The 23,535-nt window shown below is 46.6% G+C and carries 25 protein-coding genes; 7 read left to right on the forward strand and 18 right to left on the reverse strand.

Annotation, left to right across the window (positions count from 1 at the left end; genetic code table 11):
- Nucleotides 1-197 precede the first annotated feature (197 nt).
- The gene (locus tag L6J37_RS20420) at nt 198-515 is read left to right on the forward strand and encodes a hypothetical protein (protein ID WP_192017131.1); all 318 of its coding nucleotides are present in this window, start codon (nt 198-200) and stop codon (nt 513-515) included.
- 3 nt (nt 516-518) lie between these two features.
- Here the strand turns inward: L6J37_RS20420 and L6J37_RS20425 are convergent, their stop codons facing one another.
- Entirely contained in the window at nt 519-1,658 is a 1,140-nt protein-coding gene (locus tag L6J37_RS20425; RefSeq protein ID WP_192017130.1) for a transglycosylase SLT domain-containing protein, read from the reverse strand.
- A 294-nt stretch (nt 1,659-1,952) separates the two neighbouring features.
- On the reverse strand, nt 1,953-2,489 hold the full coding sequence (locus tag L6J37_RS20430) for an outer membrane beta-barrel protein (RefSeq protein ID WP_192017129.1): 537 nt from the start codon (nt 2,487-2,489) through the stop codon (nt 1,953-1,955).
- Between the two features lie 386 nt (nt 2,490-2,875).
- On the opposite strand from L6J37_RS20430, the gene cobB reads away from it, so the two are divergent.
- Nucleotides 2,876-3,595 (forward strand): Sir2 family NAD+-dependent deacetylase, encoded by a 720-nt coding sequence (cobB, locus tag L6J37_RS20435; protein ID WP_192017128.1) that lies wholly within the window; start codon nt 2,876-2,878, stop codon nt 3,593-3,595.
- 82 nt (nt 3,596-3,677) lie between these two features.
- Here the strand turns inward: cobB and L6J37_RS20440 are convergent, their stop codons facing one another.
- The 5 genes from L6J37_RS20440 to potA all read right to left on the reverse strand — a co-directional run bounded on the left by L6J37_RS20440 (nt 3,678) and on the right by potA (nt 8,844).
- Nucleotides 3,678-4,700: an extracellular solute-binding protein gene (locus tag L6J37_RS20440; RefSeq protein WP_225445315.1), complete on the reverse strand. Its 1,023-nt coding sequence runs from the start codon at nt 4,698-4,700 to the stop codon at nt 3,678-3,680.
- Nucleotides 4,701-4,945: 245 nt separating this feature from the next.
- Nucleotides 4,946-5,977, reverse strand: coding sequence for an extracellular solute-binding protein (locus L6J37_RS20445; protein WP_192017126.1), 1,032 nt, complete (start codon nt 5,975-5,977; stop codon nt 4,946-4,948).
- A 134-nt stretch (nt 5,978-6,111) separates the two neighbouring features.
- Nucleotides 6,112-6,882, reverse strand: coding sequence for a spermidine/putrescine ABC transporter permease PotC (gene potC / locus L6J37_RS20450; RefSeq protein WP_027252235.1), 771 nt, complete (start codon nt 6,880-6,882; stop codon nt 6,112-6,114).
- A gap of 2 nt (nt 6,883-6,884) precedes the next feature.
- On the reverse strand, nt 6,885-7,742 hold the full coding sequence (gene potB, locus L6J37_RS20455) for a spermidine/putrescine ABC transporter permease PotB (RefSeq protein WP_192017124.1): 858 nt from the start codon (nt 7,740-7,742) through the stop codon (nt 6,885-6,887).
- Nucleotides 7,726-8,844: a spermidine/putrescine ABC transporter ATP-binding protein PotA gene (gene potA, locus L6J37_RS20460; RefSeq protein WP_218384657.1), complete on the reverse strand. Its 1,119-nt coding sequence runs from the start codon at nt 8,842-8,844 to the stop codon at nt 7,726-7,728. Before potA ends, potB begins: the two co-directional genes overlap by 17 nt.
- Before the next feature lie 386 nt (nt 8,845-9,230).
- Here potA and L6J37_RS20465 point away from each other — a divergent pair, with 386 nt between their 5' ends.
- The 5 genes from L6J37_RS20465 to L6J37_RS20485 all read left to right on the forward strand — a co-directional run bounded on the left by L6J37_RS20465 (nt 9,231) and on the right by L6J37_RS20485 (nt 12,723).
- Nucleotides 9,231-10,037: a hypothetical protein gene (locus L6J37_RS20465; RefSeq protein ID WP_218384655.1), complete on the forward strand. Its 807-nt coding sequence runs from the start codon at nt 9,231-9,233 to the stop codon at nt 10,035-10,037.
- 77 nt (nt 10,038-10,114) lie between these two features.
- Nucleotides 10,115-10,801, forward strand: a complete 687-nt coding sequence (locus tag L6J37_RS20470) for a glucosaminidase domain-containing protein (RefSeq protein ID WP_237796429.1) — start codon at nt 10,115-10,117, stop codon at nt 10,799-10,801.
- 6 nt (nt 10,802-10,807) lie between these two features.
- A complete protein-coding gene (locus L6J37_RS20475; protein ID WP_192017121.1) occupies nt 10,808-11,473 on the forward strand; it encodes a DUF2987 domain-containing protein in 666 nt (221 codons plus the stop codon).
- Between the two features lie 157 nt (nt 11,474-11,630).
- Nucleotides 11,631-12,035: an MbcA/ParS/Xre antitoxin family protein gene (locus L6J37_RS20480; protein ID WP_036759448.1), complete on the forward strand. Its 405-nt coding sequence runs from the start codon at nt 11,631-11,633 to the stop codon at nt 12,033-12,035.
- A 1-nt stretch (nt 12,036) separates the two neighbouring features.
- Nucleotides 12,037-12,723, forward strand: coding sequence for an RES family NAD+ phosphorylase (locus L6J37_RS20485; RefSeq protein WP_218384653.1), 687 nt, complete (start codon nt 12,037-12,039; stop codon nt 12,721-12,723).
- Between the two features lie 58 nt (nt 12,724-12,781).
- On the opposite strand, the gene L6J37_RS20490 is transcribed toward L6J37_RS20485, so the two are convergent.
- The 11 genes from L6J37_RS20490 to ccoO all read right to left on the reverse strand — a co-directional run bounded on the left by L6J37_RS20490 (nt 12,782) and on the right by ccoO (nt 23,524).
- Nucleotides 12,782-14,269 (reverse strand): carboxypeptidase M32, encoded by a 1,488-nt coding sequence (locus tag L6J37_RS20490; RefSeq protein ID WP_218384652.1) that lies wholly within the window; start codon nt 14,267-14,269, stop codon nt 12,782-12,784.
- 485 nt (nt 14,270-14,754) lie between these two features.
- Nucleotides 14,755-15,684, reverse strand: coding sequence for a tRNA 2-thiocytidine(32) synthetase TtcA (gene ttcA / locus L6J37_RS20495; RefSeq protein ID WP_192017118.1), 930 nt, complete (start codon nt 15,682-15,684; stop codon nt 14,755-14,757).
- A gap of 286 nt (nt 15,685-15,970) precedes the next feature.
- A complete protein-coding gene (gene uspE, locus L6J37_RS20500; RefSeq protein WP_192017117.1) occupies nt 15,971-16,909 on the reverse strand; it encodes a universal stress protein UspE in 939 nt (312 codons plus the stop codon).
- Between the two features lie 164 nt (nt 16,910-17,073).
- Nucleotides 17,074-17,823 (reverse strand): FNR family transcription factor, encoded by a 750-nt coding sequence (locus L6J37_RS20505; protein ID WP_237796431.1) that lies wholly within the window; start codon nt 17,821-17,823, stop codon nt 17,074-17,076.
- A 75-nt stretch (nt 17,824-17,898) separates the two neighbouring features.
- The gene (locus L6J37_RS20510) at nt 17,899-18,576 is read right to left on the reverse strand and encodes a sulfite exporter TauE/SafE family protein (protein ID WP_192017115.1); all 678 of its coding nucleotides are present in this window, start codon (nt 18,574-18,576) and stop codon (nt 17,899-17,901) included.
- Nucleotides 18,573-18,770, reverse strand: a complete 198-nt coding sequence (gene ccoS, locus L6J37_RS20515; RefSeq protein WP_192017114.1) for a cbb3-type cytochrome oxidase assembly protein CcoS — start codon at nt 18,768-18,770, stop codon at nt 18,573-18,575. Before ccoS ends, L6J37_RS20510 begins: the two co-directional genes overlap by 4 nt.
- Nucleotides 18,763-21,141 (reverse strand): heavy metal translocating P-type ATPase, encoded by a 2,379-nt coding sequence (locus tag L6J37_RS20520; protein ID WP_192017113.1) that lies wholly within the window; start codon nt 21,139-21,141, stop codon nt 18,763-18,765. Before L6J37_RS20520 ends, ccoS begins: the two co-directional genes overlap by 8 nt.
- Nucleotides 21,138-21,629: a FixH family protein gene (locus L6J37_RS20525; protein ID WP_192017112.1), complete on the reverse strand. Its 492-nt coding sequence runs from the start codon at nt 21,627-21,629 to the stop codon at nt 21,138-21,140. Before L6J37_RS20525 ends, L6J37_RS20520 begins: the two co-directional genes overlap by 4 nt.
- A gap of 120 nt (nt 21,630-21,749) precedes the next feature.
- Nucleotides 21,750-22,727: a cytochrome-c oxidase, cbb3-type subunit III gene (gene ccoP, locus L6J37_RS20530; protein WP_192017111.1), complete on the reverse strand. Its 978-nt coding sequence runs from the start codon at nt 22,725-22,727 to the stop codon at nt 21,750-21,752.
- 2 nt (nt 22,728-22,729) lie between these two features.
- Entirely contained in the window at nt 22,730-22,906 is a 177-nt protein-coding gene (locus tag L6J37_RS20535; RefSeq protein ID WP_027252218.1) for a cbb3-type cytochrome oxidase subunit 3, read from the reverse strand.
- 9 nt (nt 22,907-22,915) lie between these two features.
- Nucleotides 22,916-23,524: a cytochrome-c oxidase, cbb3-type subunit II gene (gene ccoO / locus L6J37_RS20540; protein ID WP_218384648.1), complete on the reverse strand. Its 609-nt coding sequence runs from the start codon at nt 23,522-23,524 to the stop codon at nt 22,916-22,918.
- Nucleotides 23,525-23,535 lie beyond the last annotated feature (11 nt).

Consider the following 23,535-nt stretch of genomic DNA (forward strand, 5'->3'; position numbering starts at 1 on the left):
TGTTATGCTCCTTTCATTATTGCAAGAAAGGCACTTTCTTTATTTTCAGTATAGTTCGTTTTAACAATTAGACTGAGAATTGGTGTATAAGCATAAAAAATTCACATAAAAAAATGGTGATAAGAATTTCATCCTATGACGAAATATTTGTCTATACTCATAAAAAATAAGATAAAAATATTTATTGTGGTGGATTAATGACAATCGTGTTTTTAGTTGTGGGCGCAATCATTCAGGCCGTTGCTATTTATGTTGCGTTTTTTACACAGCTACCAGGGCATTTGTATATAGCAACTATCCTGATGGTGTTGGCACTGACAAGTTTGATGGCTATTCGTAGCCTGATTGCTCCGGCTTGTTTACTCGCCGGGGTCATTGTCGGCCTGGCAATATCGCATAATCAGTCAGACGTAAAGTTGTTAATTAATATGGGTGAAGTGATGAAATTAGCCATCCAGCCTGACTGGGAAATTAATCAAGCCTGGCAATTTGTGAATGGCAGCGCTCCAGAATAAATGTTATTTGACTGGAATAAGCAAAAGCTGACCTGCATGTATTTTATTGTTCACCAACTGATTGGCTTGTTTTATATCTCTGATCGATGTGTTGTTTAACGTGGCCAGTTTATATAAAGAATCGCCAGGCTCAATATGTCGAACGCTGTATTTGTTCTTGACATAGTGTAATTTCTCAGGCTGCTGATAAAAGTGATTGAGCTGTTTTTTAGGTATGAGTAACTGGCTCTGTTCCTGCCTTAATGTTAGCCCGGCAGAGTATCCTGGGTTAAGCAGATACAGTGCTTTTCCGGTCAGTCCTGCATCACTGGCAATCTGAGCAAGGGGCACTTGCCGTGTTATCGTTACTGACGTCAATACTGGGCTGTTGGGTATGTATACCAAAGGAAGAGAGGTATGATTCTCTTCTTTAATTATCTGGCTTAATGCCAGCAGTTTAGGGACATAATGCTCTGTTTCACGGGGTAATGCTAACGACCAGAAGTCGGTTGATTTCCCCAGCGCTTTGTTGGCTTTGATTGCTTTGCGAACTCTGCTTTCACCGGAATTATATGCGGCAATCGCATGTAGCCAGTTACCATTGAATTTATCATGAAGATATTCCAGTAAATCAAGTGCAGCCTGAGTCGAGGCAATAATATCAAGCCTGCCGTCATATCCAGGCCGAAATTGCAATCCGAATGATTTACCTGTTGGTTTCGTGATCTGCCACAGCCCAGCTGCACCTTGATGTGAATGAGCATAGGGGTCAAATGCACTTTCTATGAAAGGCAGTAAAACAAGTTCGATAGGTAGATCACGAGCTTGAGCATTTTGGTAGATGTAATAAAGAAATGGTTGAGCTCGCTTTGATACTGTCTTGAGGTGTAATGGCCGGCTCAGATACCATTGTTTATAGTTCCGCACTCTTGCGTTGTTTGGTACCGGAAGATCGCTTTCTTTTGCGAGAATTTGCCAGAGACTCTCTTCTTTGATCATTGATAGCTCAGTTAAGGGAGGTGGCGAATAATCAGAAGGTAAGCCTGTTGCCAGATAGCGACCATCAATAACATCTTCCGGAATAGGGCATCGCTGGCTTTTACTTGCAACAAGCAGCAATGCTTTTTGGAAGGCTTCATTGTGTGCATCATTGGTGACAGACATGGATCCACAGCCTGTCAGAAACTGGAATGACAAAACCAACAACGGGTAAGCGTTTCTCATAATCGGCCTGCTAACCTTAGTCTGATCGAACCCAGCAATAAATTTTTATTGTGTTTTTTTAAGGTATAGCAAGACTGGTTTGTTTAACTTGTCTGTTTTTTGATACAGCTCATGAAAAATTTTTCGGTGATTTCTCGAAAATATTTAACTGAGGTATAAACAATAAAGTGAAATGGGTTGGGACCTGTAGAAACTACAACGCCACATTGCTGCGGCGTTGTATGGGAGGAACTGTCAGAAGTAGAATCTTGTACCAAAAATGAATCGGGTGAAGCTGTCCTCAACGCCGTCTTTTGTGACGCTGATATCGTCGGTCGCGATGTTGTAGTTCACCTCTGCACTAATGGCAACATGTGGGTTGATGAAGTATTTCACACCACCTGCGATTTTAATATTCAAAGCAGTGACATCTTCAATATCAAAATCGACGTCATCATCTGCATCTGCCGAAAGATTGGCTAGCTGAGCAGCGGCGCCAAGATAAGGAACCCAGTTACTGTCGTTGGTAAAGTTGTACTCAGTAAACATACCAAGCTGGAAGGTCTTGGTGCTGTCACTCATGTTTACATCCAAAACCCCCCCGATTTCCCAGTCATCCATCAGGAAATAGCCATAGGAGGTGTTCAACAGGAATAAATAATCATCCACATAATCAAGATCCAGACTACCTTGTAAGCCGAATTCTTGCGTACCTTCTTCCAGAGTTACGGCAAGTGCAGCCGGGCTAGCCAACAGTGTTGTTACTAATAATGCCAATGCTTTTTGCTTCATTTCCATCACTCCATTGTTTTTGTGTGTGATACAGGTGAAGCATAGACGAGACTATTCAAAGTTGCATAAATACTCCAAAGTTTTCATCGTGTTTCACAAAGATACATAAACTATTTTATTAATCATTCTTATAATAAAACTCAGGAAAAATTCGAATGGCAAAACAACATGTCGTGCAAGCAGAATCATCCGTTAGATTCTTAATTACGAGATTAATGGCTTTGTTTAATGCACTATAACTTTTCATCTGGCAGAGTTTACATTAATCACACCTCAACGATTACTCATACGATATCTACTTACGACTATTGTCTGACAAGGTAAGAGTTATATTGCTGTCCGGTCGATGGTATAACTGTGGTAAACGTTAACAAGGGCAAGGAAAGATGCATTTTCCCTATCGAAATATAGTGATACTCACTGGCGCTGGAATATCAGCCGAGTCGGGGATCAAAACCTTTCGTGACCAGGATGGGCTGTGGGAAAACCACCGTATTGAGGATGTAGCAACACCGGAAGGGTTTAACAGAGACCCTTACCTGGTGCAATCCTTCTACAATCAGCGCCGTCAACAGTTAGAAAGTGGAACTGTTCAACCTAATGCTGCGCATTATGCGCTGTCACGTTTGGAAAAGGAACTCGACGGTACGGTGACAGTGATAACGCAGAACATAGACAATCTGCATGAGAAAGCGGGTAGCCATAATGTCATTCATATGCATGGTGAGTTACTTAAAGCTCAGTGCAGTCAAAGTGGTCAAACTATTGAGTGGAGCGGTGATATTTCACTGGATGACAGCTGCCATTGCTGCCAGATTCCAGCGCCGTTAAGGCCTAATGTTGTCTGGTTCGGAGAAATGCCGCAGTCAATGGATAAGATTTATTCTGCGCTGGTTGCGGCCGATCTCTTTATCGCTATTGGTACATCAGGTTCAGTTTATCCGGCGGCGGGCTTTGTTCATGAGGCTGCAATGCACGGATCACACACCCTTGAACTCAACTTAGAGCCGAGTATTGTGGAAAGTGAATTTGATGAGAAACGCTATGGACCGGCGTCAAGAATTGTCCCTGAGCTCGTCGATGAGTTGCTAGCGCCAACTGACTAGTACATTAATATTCTTGAGTGCAGGCTTGTATAGACAAGTAAAGCTAAAAAAATAAGGCGTCTTACGACGCCTTAAAGGTTGTTTACTGGCCAGCTTTTAGTTTTTGGTAATATTCTTCATACAGTGATACCGCATCACCGACACTGTCTTGCCACTCACCGGCATCCATTACAGCTTGTGGCGGGTAGATGCTCGGGTCATCCACAAATGTTTTTGGCAGCTTATCTTTGGCTGTTGCAACAGGGGTTGGATAACCAATTTCCAGTGCAACTTTTGCTGCGTTCTCAGGTTTGAGCAAAAAGTCGATCATCTTATGTGCGGCATCAACGTTTTTCGCGCCGGCTGGGATTGCCAGGCTGTCCATCCAGAAAATGGCACCTTCTTCAGGCCAAACGATATCAATTGGGGCGCCTTCCTGTCGTGCCATGTAGGCAGAACCATTCCAAAGCATACCCAAAGAGGTTTCTCCTGCCATGTAAGGGTTAGCAGGGTAGTCTGAGTTAAAGACCAGCACGTTGGGCATCAGCTTTTTCAGTTCTTCATAAGCGGCTTTAATTTCGTCGGGGTTTTGAGTGTTGGCTGAGTAACCTAACTTACGTAATGCGATGTGGAAGAATTCACGTGCATCGTCCATCATCATTAGCTGGCCTTGCCATTTGCTGTCCCAGAAGTCACTCCAGCCAGTGATCGTTTTGGCATTGATCAGATCTGTATTCACGCCAATACCTGTTGCGCCCCAAATGTAGGGAATCGAGTAGTCATTGCTTGGGTCGAAAGGCTTATTCAGGAAGTTAGGATCCAGGTCTTTAAAATGCGACAGTTTAGACTTTTCGATTTTCTTCAGCATATTCTCGTCACGCATTTTAGAGACGTAATATGTAGAAGGCACGACCAGATCGTAACCTGAACCGTAGGTCTTCAATTTAGCGTACATCGTCTCATTCGATTCATAAGTCGAATAGATGACTTTGATACCGGTTTCTTTGGTGAACGCTTCCAGCACACTGGCTGGGATATACTCAGACCAGTTGTAGAAATACAGTTCTTCGTCTGCAGCCAGCGCTGAATGTGATGTCAGCGACATGGCAAACAGACCGCCGACCATGATTGAAGACCATTTTTTCATTTAGTTACTCCCAACTTCAGAAGCCCTACATAGCATTCTGGTAGCTATACTAATGCCCACCTCTCTTGCGGACAGGGTGTGTCATTTCAGATGACAAAATATGTCAGAATGAGGTATTAACTCATTACTAACGTATGGAATTTATTACAGAATCAGTGGGAGAGTATAGCAGAGGGGATAAGAAAAAAGGCAACCAAATCATTTTGGTTGCCTAAAGAAAGCGCTTATTGACCAGCTTTCAGCTTGAGGAAGTTTTCCTCATACAGAATGTTGGCGTCACCGACAGCATTCTGGAACTCACCGCGCTCTAATTCCTCTTTAGGTGGAAACAGAGTAGGGTTGTCTTTATATTTTGCATTTGATGCTTCCACACCTGTCAGATAACCGGTTTCTTCTGAAATTTTCGCGGCAACATCAGGGCGTAGCAGGAAGTCGATCATCTTATGAGCGGCTTCCGTGTTTTTCGCATTGCTGGTTATCGATAGGTTATCGACCCAGTAAATGCCGCCTTCTTTTGGCCAAACCAGTTCAATGGGCAGGCCTTCACGCTGAGCCGCCGCCGCTGAGCCATTCCACAGCATGCCTAAGCCAACTTCGCCAGCCATATAAGGTGCAGCCGGGTTATCCGAGTTGAACACCAGTACATTAGGCATCAGCTCTTTCAGCTTTTCATAAGCTTCAGCGATTTGTTTCGGATCTGTGGTGTTACCTGAGTAACCCAGAATCTTCAGGGCGATATGGTGAACTTCGCGTGTGTCATCCATCAGCATCAGCTGACCACGATATTTCGGATCCCACAGATCTTCCCAGCTGTCAAAGTCAGCCGGGTCATACATTTCAGTGTTCACGGCAAGGCCAGTGATACCCAAAACGTGAGGTATAGAGTATTCATTGTTCGGATCGAACGGCTTATTCAGATAATTCTGATCAAGGTTTTTGAAGTTGCTCAGTTTCGACTTGTCGATCTTCTGCAGCATGCCTTCATCGCGCATTTTGGCGACAAAATAGGTTGAAGGAACAACCAGATCGTATCCTTCCGGGTGCGCTTTAAGTTTGGCATACATGGTTTCGTTCGACTCATAAGTCGAATAAATGACTTTAATGCCCGTTTCTTTAGTGAACTGTTCACGTAGTTCCGTAGAAATGTACGGACCCCAGTTCATAAAGACTAATTCTTCATCGGCTGCATTGACACTACCAGATACCAGAGTAGCGGCGCATGCGGCGCTGGCCAGAAACGCGGACCATTTTTTCATTGATGTGATAACTCCAAAATCCCTGCTGGGATGGTTAATAAAACAGGAGTCAAACCTTTGTCTCCTGCGTAAACGGCCGAGTTTCCTCGGCCGTATTTCGGTACGATTATCATGCAGATAAAATTAAACGCAACTTATTTCGTCTTGTCCCGCACAATGATTTGCGACAGTACAACCAGGGTCAGCGACACGATCAACATGACAGTGGCCAGTGCATTAACTTCCGGCGAAATACCCACTTTTACCATAGAGTAAATTTTCAGCGGCAGGATCTCATACGTTGGTCCCGTTACGAAAGAGCTTACAATTACATCATCCAGTGACAGGGTGAAACTGAGCAGCCAACCAGCAAAAACTGCGGGTTTAGCCAGTGGCAGGATGATCTGCTTGAGTATGACCCATTCACTGGCGCCCAAATCACGGGCAGCTTCCAGCATTTTCACATCAAAGCCTTTCAAACGGCTATACACTGTCACCACAACGAATGGGAGACAAAAAGTGATATGAGACAGCAGCAGTGTCAGGAATCCCAGTTTCGCGCCCATAAGAATAAAAAGTGCCAGCAGCGAAATTGCCATCACGATATCTGGTGACATCATGACCACAAACAGCATGCCGTTGACAAAACTTTTACCCTTGAACTGGTAACGGAACAAGGCAACGGCAGTCAGACTGCCAATAATGGCCGCTGCCGTTGCAGAGTAAACGGCAATGTTCAGTGAGTGCCAGGCTGCCTGCATTAAACTGTCATTGTTCACAAGCTGCTCATACCACTTAGTGGTAAAGCCGCCCCATTTCATCCCAAACTTACTGGCGTTGAATGAGTTAACGATAAGAATAATGATGGGAATGTACAGGAATGCGTACACTACCGACATCAGACTGACTTTGAAAAAACGTCCCACAGTTAGTCCAACTCCACTTTACGGTTGAGTAGCTTGCCAGCCCGGTAATAGGCATACAGCAGAATTGCCATTGAAATTGTCAGCGCGATACTTGTTGCTGCGCCAAAAGGCCAGTCACGGGCGTTCAGTACCTGACTCTTAATGACGTTACCGATGAGCAGGTTTTTGGCACCGCCGAGCAGGTCGGAAATGTAGAACATACCCATTGCCGGCAAAAAGACCAGCAGGCAGCCCGCAATCACACCCGGCATTGTTAATGGTGCAATAACACGAATAAACGTCTGAAGCTTGTTCGCGCCCAGATCACGAGCGGCTTCAATATAAGTGTTATCCAGCTTCTCAATGGCGGAATACAAGGGCAGCACCATGAATGGCAGCAAAATATAAACCAGGCCAATCATTACCGCATACTCTGTGTACATAATACGCAGGGGCTTATCAATAATCCCTAAGGCCATCAGGCTGCTATTGAATACGCCCTGGGTGCCCAGCATGATTTTCAGGCCGTAAGTTCGAATCAGTGAATTGGTCCAGAACGGTACGATCACCAGAAACAGCATGAACGGGCGCCACTTTGCCGGCATTTTGGCAATACTGTAGGCAAACGGATAACCCACCAGCAGGCATAAGACTGTTGCCATGCCAGCCATGTAGAACGAATGCAGCATCACCTGACCATATAAAGGGTCAAACAAGCGTGCGTAGTTTTCCAGCGTGAAGGTTAAATCAATCAGATTTGCATCATCACGAGTCAAAAAACTGGTGCCAATAATCATCAGGTTCGGGATGAATACAAAAACCAGTAACCATCCTACAATCACCGAAATGATGATATTTTGCAGATTAAGCTTCTTCGTCATCAGCCAGTACCACTTCCCAACTTTCAACCCAGGTGATAGCTACTTTTTGATCCAGGGAGTGGTCTACATCTGGATCATCTTCGTTAAAGAATTCACTCACCATGACAGACTTGCCCGTTTCGATCTCAACAACTGAATCCAGCGTCATCCCTTTATAGGTACGCTCACGCACATGGCCCATCAGGCCCCAGCTTTCTTCGTTTTCGTTGATTTCTTCCAGACGGATATCTTCAGGGCGAAGCAACACTTTAAGCGGAGCATGTTGCTGCACATCAAGATCACAATGGATCACTGCCTCACGGCCTTCGACAATGGCTTTAATACGTTTTTCGTCAAGACGCTCAATCACAGTGGCATCGAACACATTAATTTCACCGATGAAACGGGCAACAAACAGGTTGCTTGGCTCTTCATAAATTTCACGCGGTGTGCCATCTTGCTCAATACGTCCATCACGCATAACGATAATGCGGTCTGACATCGACAGCGCTTCTTCCTGATCATGTGTGACGAAAATGAAAGTAATGCCCAGACGACGCTGCAGCTGTTTCAGCTCCAGTTGCATCTGCTTACGTAGCTTATAATCCAGCGCAGAAAGTGATTCATCCAACAGCAGAACTTTCGGCTTGTTCACCACAGCTCGCGCTATGGCAACGCGTTGCTGCTGACCACCGGATAACTGATGTGGCTGGCGGGGAGCGAACTGCTCCAGCTGAACCATTTGTAAAGCTTCCATCACACGTGGTTTGATCTCTTTTTCTGGCACTTTTTGCATGCGCAGACCAAAGGCAACATTTTCGAACACTGTCATGTGCGGGAATAAGGCATAACTCTGGAATACAGTATTAACATGCCGCTGCTCCGCATGAACGGCAGTCACGTCCTGACCGGCAATAATAATCTGCCCCTGGTCAGCATCTTCAAAACCAGCGATAAGGCGAAGGACAGTGGTTTTACCACAGCCGGAGGGGCCTAAAATGGTTAAAAACTCACCGTCATTCACGTTGAGATCTAATCCGGTGATAATTTGTTTACCGTCAAAGCTCTTGCTCAGCCCTTTGAGCTGAATAACCGGTTCTTTGGATGTGATGTTTGTGTTCAACTCTACCTGGTCTCCACATCGTGCCTGCAATTTTTTTGCCTGCATTTTCTTGGTCAATTTCAGGAGCCGGATGATAGACCCCCATAGGTATAATTCAAAGTATTTTTTATATTGTACAGGCGACTTTTTCGTTCATCAGTTTTGCAAATGATTTCAACGGAGTTCATCGCATTATCTGAGGGGTTTAAAGGCTAATAATGCAGAATTTAGATTGCAAATTGACTACTGATCTTAGATGAAATCTGAACAAAACCCTAAATTGAACGACAAATTTCCACCATTTTGAGGCATTGAAGCATTTTTTAACGATGACGCGATTTGTTTAGCGCAAACGGTAGCGTACAATCGGGCCCATTGTTCTAATTTAATGTGAATCAACTATCTGCATGAGTAATAAAAGTCTTCAGGTTGGCGGCTCAATCGACAAGGCGCTGTCAGGCAAAGCAGACTTACAGTCTGTCGCGGTACTTCAAGAAGCCTGGAAGGTGACGGCAAAGCATTTTCTGACCTTCTTCCCAGCAATTGCAGGGCTGTTTTTAGCGCAGCTTGCTCTCTTGCTGATAGCGCTGCAAGTGCAACTGGGTAACCCTGCTATTTTCTTTGATGCTATTGTCAGTGGCGAAGGGATCACACCTGATATTGTTGAAGCGGGTTTTATGGCCAATTTCTGGTCGGATGTATTAAGCGCTCCCTTGTATGCCGGTGTCAGCCTGATGGCGCTGAACCATGCGGTTGGCCTGCCAACCAAACCGCGTTATTTGGTGAAAGGGTTTCCATTTGCCGTAGTCTCTGTTGTCACTATGTTGTTGACATCCTCGCTGCAGGGCATAGGTAATGCATTGTTCCCATTAATTGGGTTGTTTTTAACTATGGCTTTCAGCATGACGATCACACTGGTGTGTGAAAAACGTGTCAGCCCATTAAAAGCGATCCAGTACTCTGTCGTGGCCACATTCCGTAAAATTTTGCCTTTATCGGCCATTTTTCTGGCGGTGCTGGTTTTGTTCTTTATCTCTTTTGCTACCGCTGGCATCGGATTGATCTGGACAATTCCTTTCTTCTTTAACGTGAAAGCAATTGTCTACCGCAATTTGTTCGGCATTACCTTGCAAGTCACAACAGTTGATAAAGGCGGTGACGGGGAAGATCAAGGCAATAAAACAGAAGAAGAAAGCAAGGTATTTAACGCGTGATAAAAAATGTCAGACACTTTGCGGTTGCTGGATGCACATTGTTATTTGTAGGTTGCGCTGAGCCTGAAAAGCAAGTAGTGAATACCCAAGATGAAGCCACCCGGCCAGATTTTAACGTTATGGAAGACGTGAACCTGAAGAAGCAATCATTTTTCACGTTCTTACGTCCGTTCGTGCAACAAGAGAATGCCAGAGTCAGTCAGGAGCGTTCTTTTTTGCTGGCCATTCAAACCCAGCTGAAGGTCGGGCAGGCGATCAGCCCAAACGATCTCAGTGAAGCCCGCCAGCTTGGCGATGCTTATAACCACGAACTCACTAGTGACGCTGTCACAGAATCCTGGCTGGATGCTATGTTGCTTCGTGTGGATATGATCCCTGAAGAGCTGGTATTGAGTCAGGCGGCCAACGAATCGGGATGGGGGACGTCGCGGTTTGCCGTTGAAGGGCATAATTATTTTGGACAGTGGTGTTATACCCAAGGCTGTGGCTTGGTTCCCAGTGCCAGGGGGGAAGGAGCGAAGCATGAAGTCGCCGTTTTCTCTGATGCTGCTCAGTCGGTTCACGCTTATTTTATGAATGTGAACCGCAATCGCGCTTATGCGGAGCTTCGGGATATCAGAGCTAACGAGCGTGCTGCAGGTCAACCTGTTACCGGGTTAAAGCTTGCGGAAGGACTGCACCGATATTCTGAACGTGGACAAGAGTACGTGGACGAAATTCAGGGTATGATCCGTCATAACAAACAATTTTGGCAACAGGGCTAACCGTTGATGAGCACTTCTTTTATTAAAACCCTTCTTCTTACTTCCGGCCTGCTCACTCTTTCCGGTAATGTATGGGCGCAGAATATTGAGATGCGTTACAGCAATCTTTTCGGCAAACTCAAGCACAATGTTGCTGAATCTCACCCTGATGTGAACATTGCTTTGTATCTGATCAATCAGCAAACCGGTGAAACCTGTACTGTCCGCAAAGGCTGGATGCAGAAAGAAGAGCATTATGAAGAGCTCGTTATTCCTGCCGATAATGCCCTGGTAGTGCCAATCGACAATAACCTGCGCCAGGCAAATCCTGACGTCACTTTTGTGATAGATGACGGAATCACCTGCGATGTGTCTATGCAGGTTATCGTCAGCAAGCCTTTAGGGTTAGCCATCAACAAAGAAACGTTGGATCGCCTGCTACCGCAAATGGACATACTCTTAAATGACTTGGGGGGAATGTTCTCATCCTGGTTTATGCCAGAGGTCAGCGGTGTTGTGATGCATTTTGCTGCTGAGGAGACGGGTGTTATCACTGTTTCTGACGATGCCGTGATCCCCATCGAAGCGGGGAAAGCGATTGTGAAAGTCAAGCAGCTCCCTGAAAACACTGTGTTGACCTTACCATCTCCAGCGATTCGCATTACGCCCTGGCTTGAATCATCCCCGCAATAACTTAACTTCTCGCTATCTAGGGCTGACCACGGCGTTGGTCGGCCCAGTTTCTGTTTTACATTGATAAGTCGCTTGATACCTATAGCCTCAGTATTTTGTTCATTTATAGACTTAATGCTAAACTAAGTCCATAAATGGATAATCTAAGGCGGTGATCATGAACACCCGTACCGTGGCGGCGAATGAGCCGATTGAACATGCAGGCAATAAGGTACTGCCAGTCGTTTTCAACATTCTGGATAAGTGGAGTTGCAGCCAGAATCAGCAGATGGCTCTGCTTGGTTTATCAAGCCGCTCAACACTGAACAAATACCGTGCCAGCCCTGAGTCGGCCAAAGTGTCTAAAGACTTGCTGGAGCGGATGAGCTACATACTGAATATTCATAAATGCCTGCGCATTTTATTTACTCATGAAGACAGTGTTTATCAATGGGTGCAGAAGCCTAATTCACACCCGTTTTTTGCCGGGCGAAGTGCGATGGAGGTGATGGGCCAGGGTAAGGTTGCCGATTTGTACGAAGTGGCTACACGGTTGAACGCCTGGCGCGGAGGACGGTCCTGACATGCAGAACGCATACACTCTCAAGCCATTCAGGGAGCAGCCATGCTATCGATTAATTCCCTCCAAGTATCCGCCAATTAATCTGTATGAAGATGTCGCTGAGCCTGATCAACTGGAAGCTATTTTTGCCGTTGAAGCTCTGACCAACCCTCGTCTGGCTGAGGAAACGGGACAGTTTGCTCGTGTGCCGGTCGAGGAAAGGCTGGTTGGTATTCCTCACTGCAGCTACGTGATGGCCGCCTTTACCCATGTAAACCCCGATGGGGGCCGTTTTAATACCGCGGACTTTGGCGCGTATTATGCTACAAGAGACATTAATACTGCGATCAAGGAAACGAGTTACCACATGGAGCGGATACTGGGCTATACCCAGGAGCCGTCACAGGATATCCAGATGAGAAGTATACAGGCTTGGTTTTCTGCCGCTTTGGTTGATTTTACAGATAAGACGTATCTGGATTCTGCGCTTTACCACCCTACGAATTATGCGCATTCTCAGGCCGAGGCGATAACGCTGAAGGAAGCAAGACAAGATGGTGTCTTGTATCACTCCGTACGGCACCAGGGCCATGATTGTTTTGCCTTGTACAAGCCAAACCTGGTCAGCAAGGTATGTCAGTCCAATCATTATGTGTACAAATGGAATGGCAGTGCCATCAATACTGTGCTGGAGATCAGCATGGTATAAAAAAGGGCCGGCAGGCCCTTGTTTGTTTACAACCTTGTCACGTTAGTCTGCTCGGTAGTTAGTCTTCGAGGTAGCGACTTTCAAGGTGTGCTTTGAAATGTTCCGGATTCAGGGTTTCGCCGGTCGCTTCTTTCAGCAGGTTATCTGTTGAAAGGAAGCTGGCTTTTTTCCAGACATGTCTGTCTAACCAGTTGAAGATAGGCTGAAGGTTACGTTCACGAATGAGGTTTTCCACATTCATTTCACGGCGCATAGCCGCCATGAACTGGGCCGCATACATAGCCCCCAGAGTGTAAGACGGGAAATAGCCAAAGCTGCCGTCTGTCCAGTGGATATCCTGCATGCATCCGTCAGTAAAGTTACCTTTGGTCGATAACCCCAGATACTCGGTCATCTTCTTGTCCCATAACTCAGGGATATCAGCCACTTCGATTTTGCCTTCAATCAAATCACGCTCAATTTCGTAACGTAAAATGATGTGTGCAGGGTAAGTCACTTCATCGGCATCGACTCGAATATAGCCAGGTTCGACACGGGTACTGAACAATGCCAAATTGTCTGTGCTCAGCGCCTTATCGTTATTACGGTCAAATGCTTCGCGAGCTAACGGGGCGAGGATTTCAATAAAAGGCTTACTGCGCGAAAGCTGCATTTCAAAAAACAGGCTTTGTGACTCATGAACGCCCATTGAGCGTGCCTGACCTACAGGTAAACCATGCCACTGCTCAGGGAGCCCTTGCTCGTAACGGGCATGGCCAGTTTCATGGATAACCCCCATGAGTGCACTGGTAAAGTCAGCTTCATCATACCGGGTGGTAATGCGGACATCAGTCGGTACACCGCCACAAAACGGGTGCGTACTCACGTCCAACCGGCCGTGTCTGAAATCAAATCCCAATTTGCCCATGATATCGAGACTCAATGCTTTCTGTTGAGCTATCGGGAAGGGGCCTTTAGGAGTAATAACCTGATCACTGGCTTGTTTTGCTCTGACTTGTTGAATCAATGCCGGCAGCCATGTCTTCACTTGGCCAAAAATAGAATCAATTTTCTCGCACGTCATGCCAGGTTCATACAGATCCATCATAGCGTCATAACGGCTTAAGCCTGTTGCTTCAGCTCGAATCTGCGCTTCTTCTCTTGCCAGTTTAACAACGGCTTCAAGGTTCTGGCTGAACTCGTGCCAATTGTTTTCTTTACGTTGCGTCCGCCAGGCATGCTCGCACTTTGAACCGGCGAGCGATTTTTTCTCCACCAGATCAGCCGGTAGGATATTGTCATTCTGCCAGGAGCGCTTCATCTCTTGCAGACTTATCTTTTGCTCTTTTGATAAAGATTCGGTTTCGGCTCTGGCGAACCATTCAGTCAGAGAAGGGGCCGTTGCGAGTTCATGATGGATAAGAGCCAGTTCAGCCATTGCTTCGGAGCGGGCGGCATTTCCGCCTTCTGGCATTTTTGCAGCCTGATCCCAGCTGCAGATAGCGGATAAGTGAGAAATCTTGGAAAGCTTTTTAGCGTGTTGCTCCAGTTTCTGATAGTAAGTCATTTTTAATCCTTTATCTTGACTTAGTAGCGTGCAGGACGGCTACAGACTTAATTGGACCTCACTCAGTTTCAGGCTCGCTTGTAAAATGCCAGAGTATGGAGATGCAACTCGGAATGAAGCAGCTCGGTAACCTGTAGAAATCATTCGTAGGAATAGCTGGTTATGAGCACGGATCCTATTGCGCAACGTACCACTGAGCAGGGGGGTGCGTTACATATCACGGCGAGTACCTGAACGCATAAGTATCTATAGTATGATACGGATAAAACTTCCATATACCAGACTGTTCTTAGCAATTTTTTTGGTTTTTTGTGAACAAATCTTTATAGGTTGTGATGATTTTTGGCTGGTTTTTAGTGTTTTCAGCTTTATCAGTTCTGTCTGGTGCGTTTGATATGCAATATGTCTATTAGGTATCTTCGCCAGCGAAAATGATAAAAGGATTAAAAAAGCCGCAATGTCTGCGGCTTTGATAGGTGTAAAAGTTAATTAACCTGCAAGATATCTAACTTTTCACCCGGATCAAATTCACTGGCACCTTCGGAAGAGACGGGTGAGTTTGGTAGGTCTTCTTTATCAAAAGCGATATCACCACCGTTAATCGCCCCTGATTCCTTGTCGATTGATTTAAAGTCAAACAGGTTAAAGTCCGCCAGATGCGAGGGCACGACGTTTTGCATAGCGGTGAACATAGTCTCAATACGGCCCGGATACCGTTTATCCCAGTCGCGCAACATTTCTTTGATGACCTGACGCTGAAGGTTTGGTTGCGAGCCACAAAGGTTGCATGGGATGATCGGGAACGCTTTCATTTCGGTGTAGCGTTCAATGTCTTTTTCGCGGCAATAAGCAAGCGGACGAATCACTACGTGCTCGCCATTATCCGAGACCAGCTTAGGTGGCATGCCTTTCATTTTACCGCCGTAGAACATGTTCAGGAAAAGCGTCTCCAGCATGTCATCGCGGTGGTGACCCAGCGCAATTTTAGTTGCACCTATTTCCTTCGCCGTACGGTACAAAATGCCGCGACGCAGACGAGAGCAGAGAGAGCAGGTCGTTTTACCTTCCGGTACTTTCTCTTTGACTATTGAATAAGTATCTTCATTCACTATCTTGTACGGAACACCCAGAGATTCAAGATATTCAGGCAAGATATGTTCAGGGAAACCAGGTTGTTTCTGATCAAGGTTAACTGCAATCAATTCAAAGCTGACAGGGGCACTGCGCTGCAGGCTGCTCAACATTTCCAGCATGGTATAGCTGTCTTTACCACCAGACAGACAAACCATAATGCGATCACCATCTTCGATCATATTATAATCAGCAATCGCCTGGCCCGTGTTTCGGCGCAGTTTCTTTTGCAGCTTATCGAAGTTGTATTTCTGTGCCTTTGTAAGCTCTTGATTCTGAGTCATTGCTTCTCTCTTTCGCATCGATTGAATCACTCTGTCAACCGACGGTAAATGCATTGAGCACGATGATATAAGTCGTTATGAATTATCATCGATAAAGGTTACCGTGAGCAGGGTTCGCGATCTGTGCTCACTGGCAAATTTCATGGCGGGTATGATACGGATTCCAGCGTCGGATTCCAGCGTGATTTTCATCTTAATTGATAATTAAGCGGCTAAATGGCAGTTTGAGCGGTTGTTGTCGGTGAAAAGCACGCCTGCGGGTTGAAGGCGTGCTTTCAGAGCAAGATTATTGGTTAGGATCCAGAGGGCTGATGTAGCCGTCGGGCTTGAGGGCAAGCAAGTCGCAGTTGAGGCTGTCAATAGTGTGCTCAGCTGTATTGCCGATGAAGACAGCAGAAAGCCCGGTCCGGCCGGTGGTGCCCAGTATTACGAGTTCTGCATCCAACTCTTCTGCCACTTTTGGGATGACGTCTTCAGGCAATCCTTCGACGACATGGGTTTTACCTTCATCAATACCGTGTTTTTGCCTCAGTGCCTTCATTGATGTCAGATGGTGGCCTCGTACCGCATCTGTGTAGGTTGCAGGGTCAAATTCAGGTAATTCAATCGTAATGTTAACCGGGGTGGCAGGGTAGGCATTGACCAGATTGACTTCGGCAACCAGTACTTCTGCCATGTTCTTAGCTTCGCTGATGATTTTATCGTTCAGTGCTTCGTGCGTATCACTTTCGGCTGCTAAGTTGACACAAGCCAGTACTTTTCCGTTTTCGGGCCAGCTGTGCTCTTTGACCAAAAGCACGGGGCATGGACATTTGCGCAATAAATGCCAGTCGGTAGGGGTAAAAATCACAGAGCCGATTTTGTCGTGTTTATGAGTGGCTTTTATCAGTAGGTCGTGATGATGGCTGTACACCTCGGCTATAACGGCTTCATAGGGGCGATTGTGCCACACAACAAGGATGTCGATATCAACGCCAGCGGTGACATGAGGGCGGATAATGTCTTTTAACCATTCTTCGCGCTGTTGGATAACCCCGCGTCGCATGGCCTGACGTTCATCCGACGAGAGCATGGATGTCATTTCGTAAGAAAAATCGTAAATGGCAAGGAATACAGTGATGTGAACATTCTCACTTTTTTCAGCGAGGTGTACTGCGCGTGACAAAGCCGGTTGGTTGTCCTGCAGTGGATCGGCCACTACGAGGATGTTTTTGTATGTGTTCATAACTGCCCCCTGTCTCAACGGATTCGCAATCGACCTGATCTGAAAAACTGTTTGTATTCAGATTAGTATATTCACTGTAACGGATTGCTGCGAGGAAATGGAGGACTTTGAAGAGGAATTACAGTAAAAGTTGATGGGCATCAAGCCCATCAATTTTTATAAAACTATTTACAATTAGTCGCACCGGCTAGCAGAGCTAGCTGCTCACGATCGAGAACCGTGATGTACTTGCCTTTCACGCCAATGATCTCGGATTTTTGGAAACGTCCTAACAGACGGCTGATTGTTTCAACCGTCAGCCCCAGATAGTTTCCAATATCTCCACGGGTCATAGTCAGCCGGAATTCGCGGGCAGAAAACCCACGCTCTGAGAAACGGCATGACAAATCATAGAGAAACGCTGCCAGACGCTCTTCGGCATTTTTCTTAGAGAGTAGCAGGATCATATTCTGATCGCTTTTAATTTCACTGCTCATCAGGCGCATAATTTGCTGTCGGAGCTTAGGCATCTTACCGGCAAGCTCATCCAATGTTTCAAATGGAATCTCGCATACCATAGAGGTTTCGAGAGACTGGGCAAAACTTTGGTGTCTATGGTCGTTGATAGCGTCAAAACCCACCAAGTCGCCAGCTAAATGAAAAGCGGTAATTTGTTCGTCGCCTTGCTCGGTGATGGTATAGGTTTTCACTGTGCCTGAACGAATAGCGTACAGCGCTTTCAGCTCGTCCCCGGCTTTAAATAACTCCTGGCCCTTATGGATAGGCTTTTTACGCTCAATAATGCTATCTAGCTGATCTAACTCTGCGTCATTGAGAGTAAAAGGGATACACAACTGACTGATACTGCAATCCTGACAATGGATAGCACATCCACCGGATTGAATGCGTTTTGTGGAGATTTTATCTGAATTCATAAACTGTGGCCTGACCAAGTTCGGATACTCGGGTCACTCTATCACACTCTTATTCATAATGACGAGTATAAAACATTAGGAAAATTGTGTGATTGCGACATAACCTGTGTGGATACCGTATGCCAATAACAATAATGCACTGGTTTTTTTAAATATCTGATTGGAAAGCCATTGTTTAAGCGTTTCTGCAAAGCTGCCTACTAACAGCATGGCTGGCAAAGTTCCCAGACCAAAGGCCAGCATGACGCCGGCACCTGAGCCTGCATTGCCAGCCACAGCCGCCCAACTCAACATTGAGTAAACTAATCCGCAGGGTAACCAGCCCCATACCAGTCCAAACGGAAAGGCCGCAAGGGGAGATTTCAGTGGTAACATCGACTTAGCTAAAGGCGAGATAAAACGCCAGAGTGATTGGCCGAGAGCTTCAATTCTGGTGACCCCTTGCCACCACTGGCCAATATACAGGGCGAGAAGAATCATCATCACTGCGGCGAAAATGCGCAGGAAAAGGAGCGCAGTGCTTAATCCACTTAATGCAGCCATACCTGCCACTGCGCCACCAATAACAGCTCCGGCTGCTGCGTAAGAAATCAGGCGTCCGGCGTTGTAGCAAAGTAAGTAAGGAAAACGGTGGCTTTGCTGTTGCCCTGGCATGCCTAAGGTAATAGCGGCAGCGATACCACCACACATCCCCAGGCAATGGCCTGCACCCAGCAGGCCAATAACAAAAGCAGCGAAAAAATCTGTGTTCACTGTTTTTCCTTGCCCGTTTGTTCATCATCCGTTTTTTGCGCGGGTTGCTTTTCTTCATTCTCATCAAACAGGATGTCGTATCCCTGTCTTTCGAGGTCTTCAAATTGTTCTGATTTGACGGCCCAGATAAAAATGGCAACGGCAATGCAGACGAAGATGATTGCAATCGGGATGAGTAAATACAGGCTAGCCATCTTCTTTCAATAACCTCAGTGAATTAGAGACAACAATGATGGAGCTGGCAGACATGCCTAATACTGCAATATAAGGTGCAACCAGTCCGGCAACAGCCAGAGGCAGAATAACAAGGTTATATCCTAATGCCCATGATAGATTTTCCCGAATGATCTTCTTAGTTTTCATTGCCAGGCGTCGTGCTTCCAGCACTCGGTTTAAGTGATCTCCAAGTAAAACCATATCTGCAGACGATTTAGCAACATCCGTACCTCCACCCATTGCAAGTGACAGATGAGCGCCAGCCAGCACAGGTGCATCATTAACGCCGTCACCAATCATCAGGGCGACCTGATCTTTGGCGAGACTGTTAAGGTAATCGAGTTTACCTTGCGGAGTCGCACCGCTAATCAGCTTGTCTACAGAAAGCGTTTTTGCCACGCGAGCGGCATTGTCGGAGTTATCGCCCGTGAGCATTGTGACCTGAATCCCTTCGGCCTGAAAGGCACTGACCAGTGACTGACTGTCATGCCGGATGGGATCATCCAATTGGAAAGCGGCGATAGCTTTACCGTTACAGGTGAGCCAAACCTGAAAGCCCTGGTCTGGAGAAGGGGCGTTTTCACCGTTTAACGCAAAAGCCTGCTTCCCGATTCGCCATTCATTTCCCTCTCTCATGCCTTTGAGGCCAAAGCCGATTTCATTTTCAACCTCATCAAAGGAAAAGGCTGAATTTCGATAACCAGAAAAAGCCCGGGCGATAGGGTGGTTTGCAAAGCGTTCCAGCTCGGCAGCGATGCTCAGGACCTCTGTTTCATCGTAACTGTCAAAGCAGACTGTTTGGATGACTCTGACATTTCCTTCGGTTAAGGTGCCGGTTTTATCTATAACCAGTTGGTTCACATTGCAGAGTGTTTCCAGAACGTGTCCGCGCCGGAGCAGAATGCCTAGACGGCCAAGACGTGAGGTAGCACAAGTCAGTGCGGTTGGTGTTGCCAGCGACAGGGCGCAAGGGCAGGTGGCAACCAGCACAGCCAGCGTAATCCATAGCGCATCATCGGGTTTTACCTGGTGCCAGTAAAGCCAGGTACCCGCTGCAATGATAAGAATAACAGCGACAAAATAACGGGCTACCACGTCGGCAACTTCTGCAATTTTTGGCTTCGTTGCCTGTGCTTCATCCTGAAGACGAATGATGTTCGAAATAAGGGAGTGCTGGCGGTCCTGAGTCACTTTCACGGTCAGGTTACCGTCACCGTTAATTGTGCCGGCAAATACAGTATCATCCTTGCTTCTGCGTACGGGGAGCGGCTCGCCAGTCAGCATTGACTCGTCGATTACACTGTGACCTGCCACAATAACACCATCGGCAGGTAAGCTTTCTCCGGGCAAAACTGTGACAACGTCACCTGTCTTTAGGCTTTTCGCTGCAATCTGGCGACCATCAACCAGATTTGCCATAGCCGGAATCAATTTAAGCAGATTGGCGCTGGCTGCAGCGGCTTTACGGCGCGCCCTCATCTCAAGATAACGGCCGATTAATAAGAAGAAGGTAAACATCGAAATGGATTCGAAGAACACTTCGCCCTTTGTTGTAACAGTGGCATAAAAGCTGGCCACGTAAGCGAAGATCAGCGCAATAGAAACAGGGACATCCATGCCTAATGTGCGTGCTTTGAGGTTCCGCCAGGCATTCAGATAGAAGGGCAGTGCTGAGTAGAGAAGCACCGGGGTGGCGAAAAGAAGGCTGACCCAGCGGAAATAGTTTCGGAAGCTTTCATCCAGATCACCAAATACCTCAAAGTACAGCGCAACCGCCAACATCATCACCTGCATGCTGGCTAAGCCAGCGATACCTAAACGGTACAGGTAGCTCTTCATCGTATTGTGGTAATGCTGCTCTTGGTTATCTGCCTCAAAAGGGGCCGCTTTGTAGCCTAAACGGTGAATGGCGGACAAAAGAGTGCTGAGTTTAGTCTGCTCGGGGTTCCAGCTGAGCAGAGCGCGGTGCGTGGTGGTATTGACGCGAATGTTAACTAAGCCTGTTTCGCGTTTGAGTTGTCGTTCAATTAACCATGCGCAGGCGGCACACGATACCCCTTCGAGTGACAGTGTGACTTCGTTGGTGTTGTCGCTGGTTCTGACAAAGTCTTGCTGAATTTCTTCGTTGTCATACAGGGCAAGGGACTGCAATTGCTGAGGAATCAGATCGGCTTTATCTGCTGTTGCAGTCCGATACTCATAATAGGATGTCAAACCACTGTCGACTATAGTGCTTGCCACAGCGTGGCAGCCCGGGCAGCACATACTGCGTGCTGTTCCCAGGATGTCGACTGTTAAATGGGTATCATGTGGTACAGGATCACCACAGTGGTAGCAAGAGGTTGTCATCCTTTGTTTTGTCCATACAGCTTAATTGGATCGGATGAGGGCAGGTTAAGACGGCCATTCAGCATCCATTCTCCCTGAAACGGCTCTACTTCGACAAACCATGGGCCATCAATCGACTCTGGTGCTGTGAATCGGTAGCGGCCTTTTTGGTCCGGGCTGATCATTTGGGTGAAGTCTTTTTCCGCTAAGGTGCGGTGAGTAAAGAGAACTCGCAGCGTTGGAAAGTCAGGCAGCTCACCTTTGTCCAGAGATAGGGTGATATCTTGCTCAGTAACCTTGATATCCGCCTTTATTTTCAGGGCGTCGGCGACACGCAGTCGCGAAAAGTCCTGATTAATGCCTTTTCCTTTCTTGTAATAGTCTTCAGCAACCAGATCCACTTTATTCTGAGAGAATATATACAGCGCAGTCATGCTGTATGTAATGGATAGGGCTGGAATCGCAATTATGAACCAGGGCCAAAACTGCTTATACCATGGCTTTTGCATTGTGAATCCTTTTAGTATCTATAAAAAGAGCCCCTGATTTTAGCAGGGGCCCTATGACTTAGCTTCAGTGAAATTGTCAGCAAACGTCAACAATTAACTGATTCGTAACAGAAATCAGGATTACTGCTCGCTGTTGCTCAGGCCCCACACATAAGCAGAGATAAGCTGAACTTTTTCTTCGCCCAGAATGTTATCCCAAGCCGGCATAACACCCTGGCGACCGTGAGTAATAGTATCAACGACCGCACGACGTGAACCACCATATAGCCAGATATTATCAGTCAGGTCAGGCGCACCAAATGCTGGGTTACCTTTACCATCCGTACCATGACAGGCAGCACACACCACAAAGCGTTGTTTACCCGCCGCAGCCTCTTTGGCATTCACTTTACGGCCAGACAAACTCAGAGCGTAACTTGTTACTTCTTGTACACCGTCTTCGCCTAAGGTGTCAATCCATGCAGGCATAGCGCCTGTACGGCCATGCATGATGGTGGTTTTGATGGTTTCAGCTTCACCGCCATACAACCAATCGTTATCGGTCAGGTTAGGGAAACCCTGCTGACCACGCGCATCAGAGCCGTGGCACTGAGCACAGTTCTGCAGGAACAAGCGCTGACCTACACGGCGAGCATCTTGATCGGCTGCAATTTCTTCGATTGGACGAAGGTTGTTACCAGACTCGTCATAGGCAAGGGTTTTAAACAGCTCGCCATAAGCTCGTTCTGCATCACCCAATTCTTTGGCATATTGATCAAGCTCTTGCGCTTGCTGAGAGTTAGCAATAGATGCTTTTGACTCAGCTACTGTGCGAATAGTCTGATCTGAACTCTGCCACCCCAAAAGCCCCTTAAAGTTGCCCAGGCCAGGATATAGCGCCAGATATACCAAAGAAAAAACAATGGTTCCCCAGAACATATAAGACCACCACTTAGGTAGTGGGTTATTGATCTCGCGAATACCATCGTATTCGTGGCCCATGTCCTCACCTTCTTCAACACCCATTTTGTCCTTGCTACACCAAGCAAGAATGGCAGCAATTGCAGCCAGGGTGCCAAGCGTGATGACGATGATCCATACACTCCAAAACGTCGACATTCTTATTTGCTCCTGTCTTTTTCACGCGTGGCCACATCCTTCTCCTCGTCTGCAAATATCAAATTAGCAGCTTCGTCGAATTGGGATTTACGGCGTTTACTGTAGGCCCAAAGGACAATACCAATAAAGCTACCGAACAGAATCACAGTCCAGATACTATGAATGGTTCCGATATCCATGGTGCCTCCTTATTTCATCGCGTGACCTAGAGACTGAAGGTAAGCAATAAGTGCGTCCATTTCAGTCTTGCCTTTCACATCATCACCTGCTTTCGCAACTTGTTCGTCAGTGTAAGGTACACCGAACTTATCGCGGAATAAGGCAAGTTTTTTAGAGGTTATTTCGCCATCCAGTACATTTTCTTCCAGCCAAGGGAAACCGGGCATGTTAGATTCTGGTACTACATCGCGGGGGTTGCGCAAGTGTACTCGGTGCCATTCATCGGAATAACGGCCGCCTACACGAGCCAGATCCGGACCTGTACGCTTAGAGCCCCACAGGAATGGATGCTCCCAAACACTTTCACCTGCAACAGAATAATGGCCATAACGTTCAGTTTCTGAACGGAATGGACGAATCATCTGGCTGTGGCAAACGGTACACCCTTCGCGGATATAAATGTCACGGCCTTCCATTTCCAGGGCAGTGTAAGGGCGCAGGTTTTCTACAGGCTCAGTCGTTTGTTCCTGATAAATCAGCGGCGTGATTTCTACCAGCGCACCCAAACTGATTGCAATCACAATCAGGATGGCCAGCAAACCAACATTTTTTTCAACAAGTTCGTGACGAAAGCTCATCAGTTTTACTC

It is taken from the genome of Photobacterium sp. WH77 (genome assembly GCF_022014395.1).
GTDB lineage: Bacteria > Pseudomonadota > Gammaproteobacteria > Enterobacterales > Vibrionaceae > Photobacterium > Photobacterium arenosum.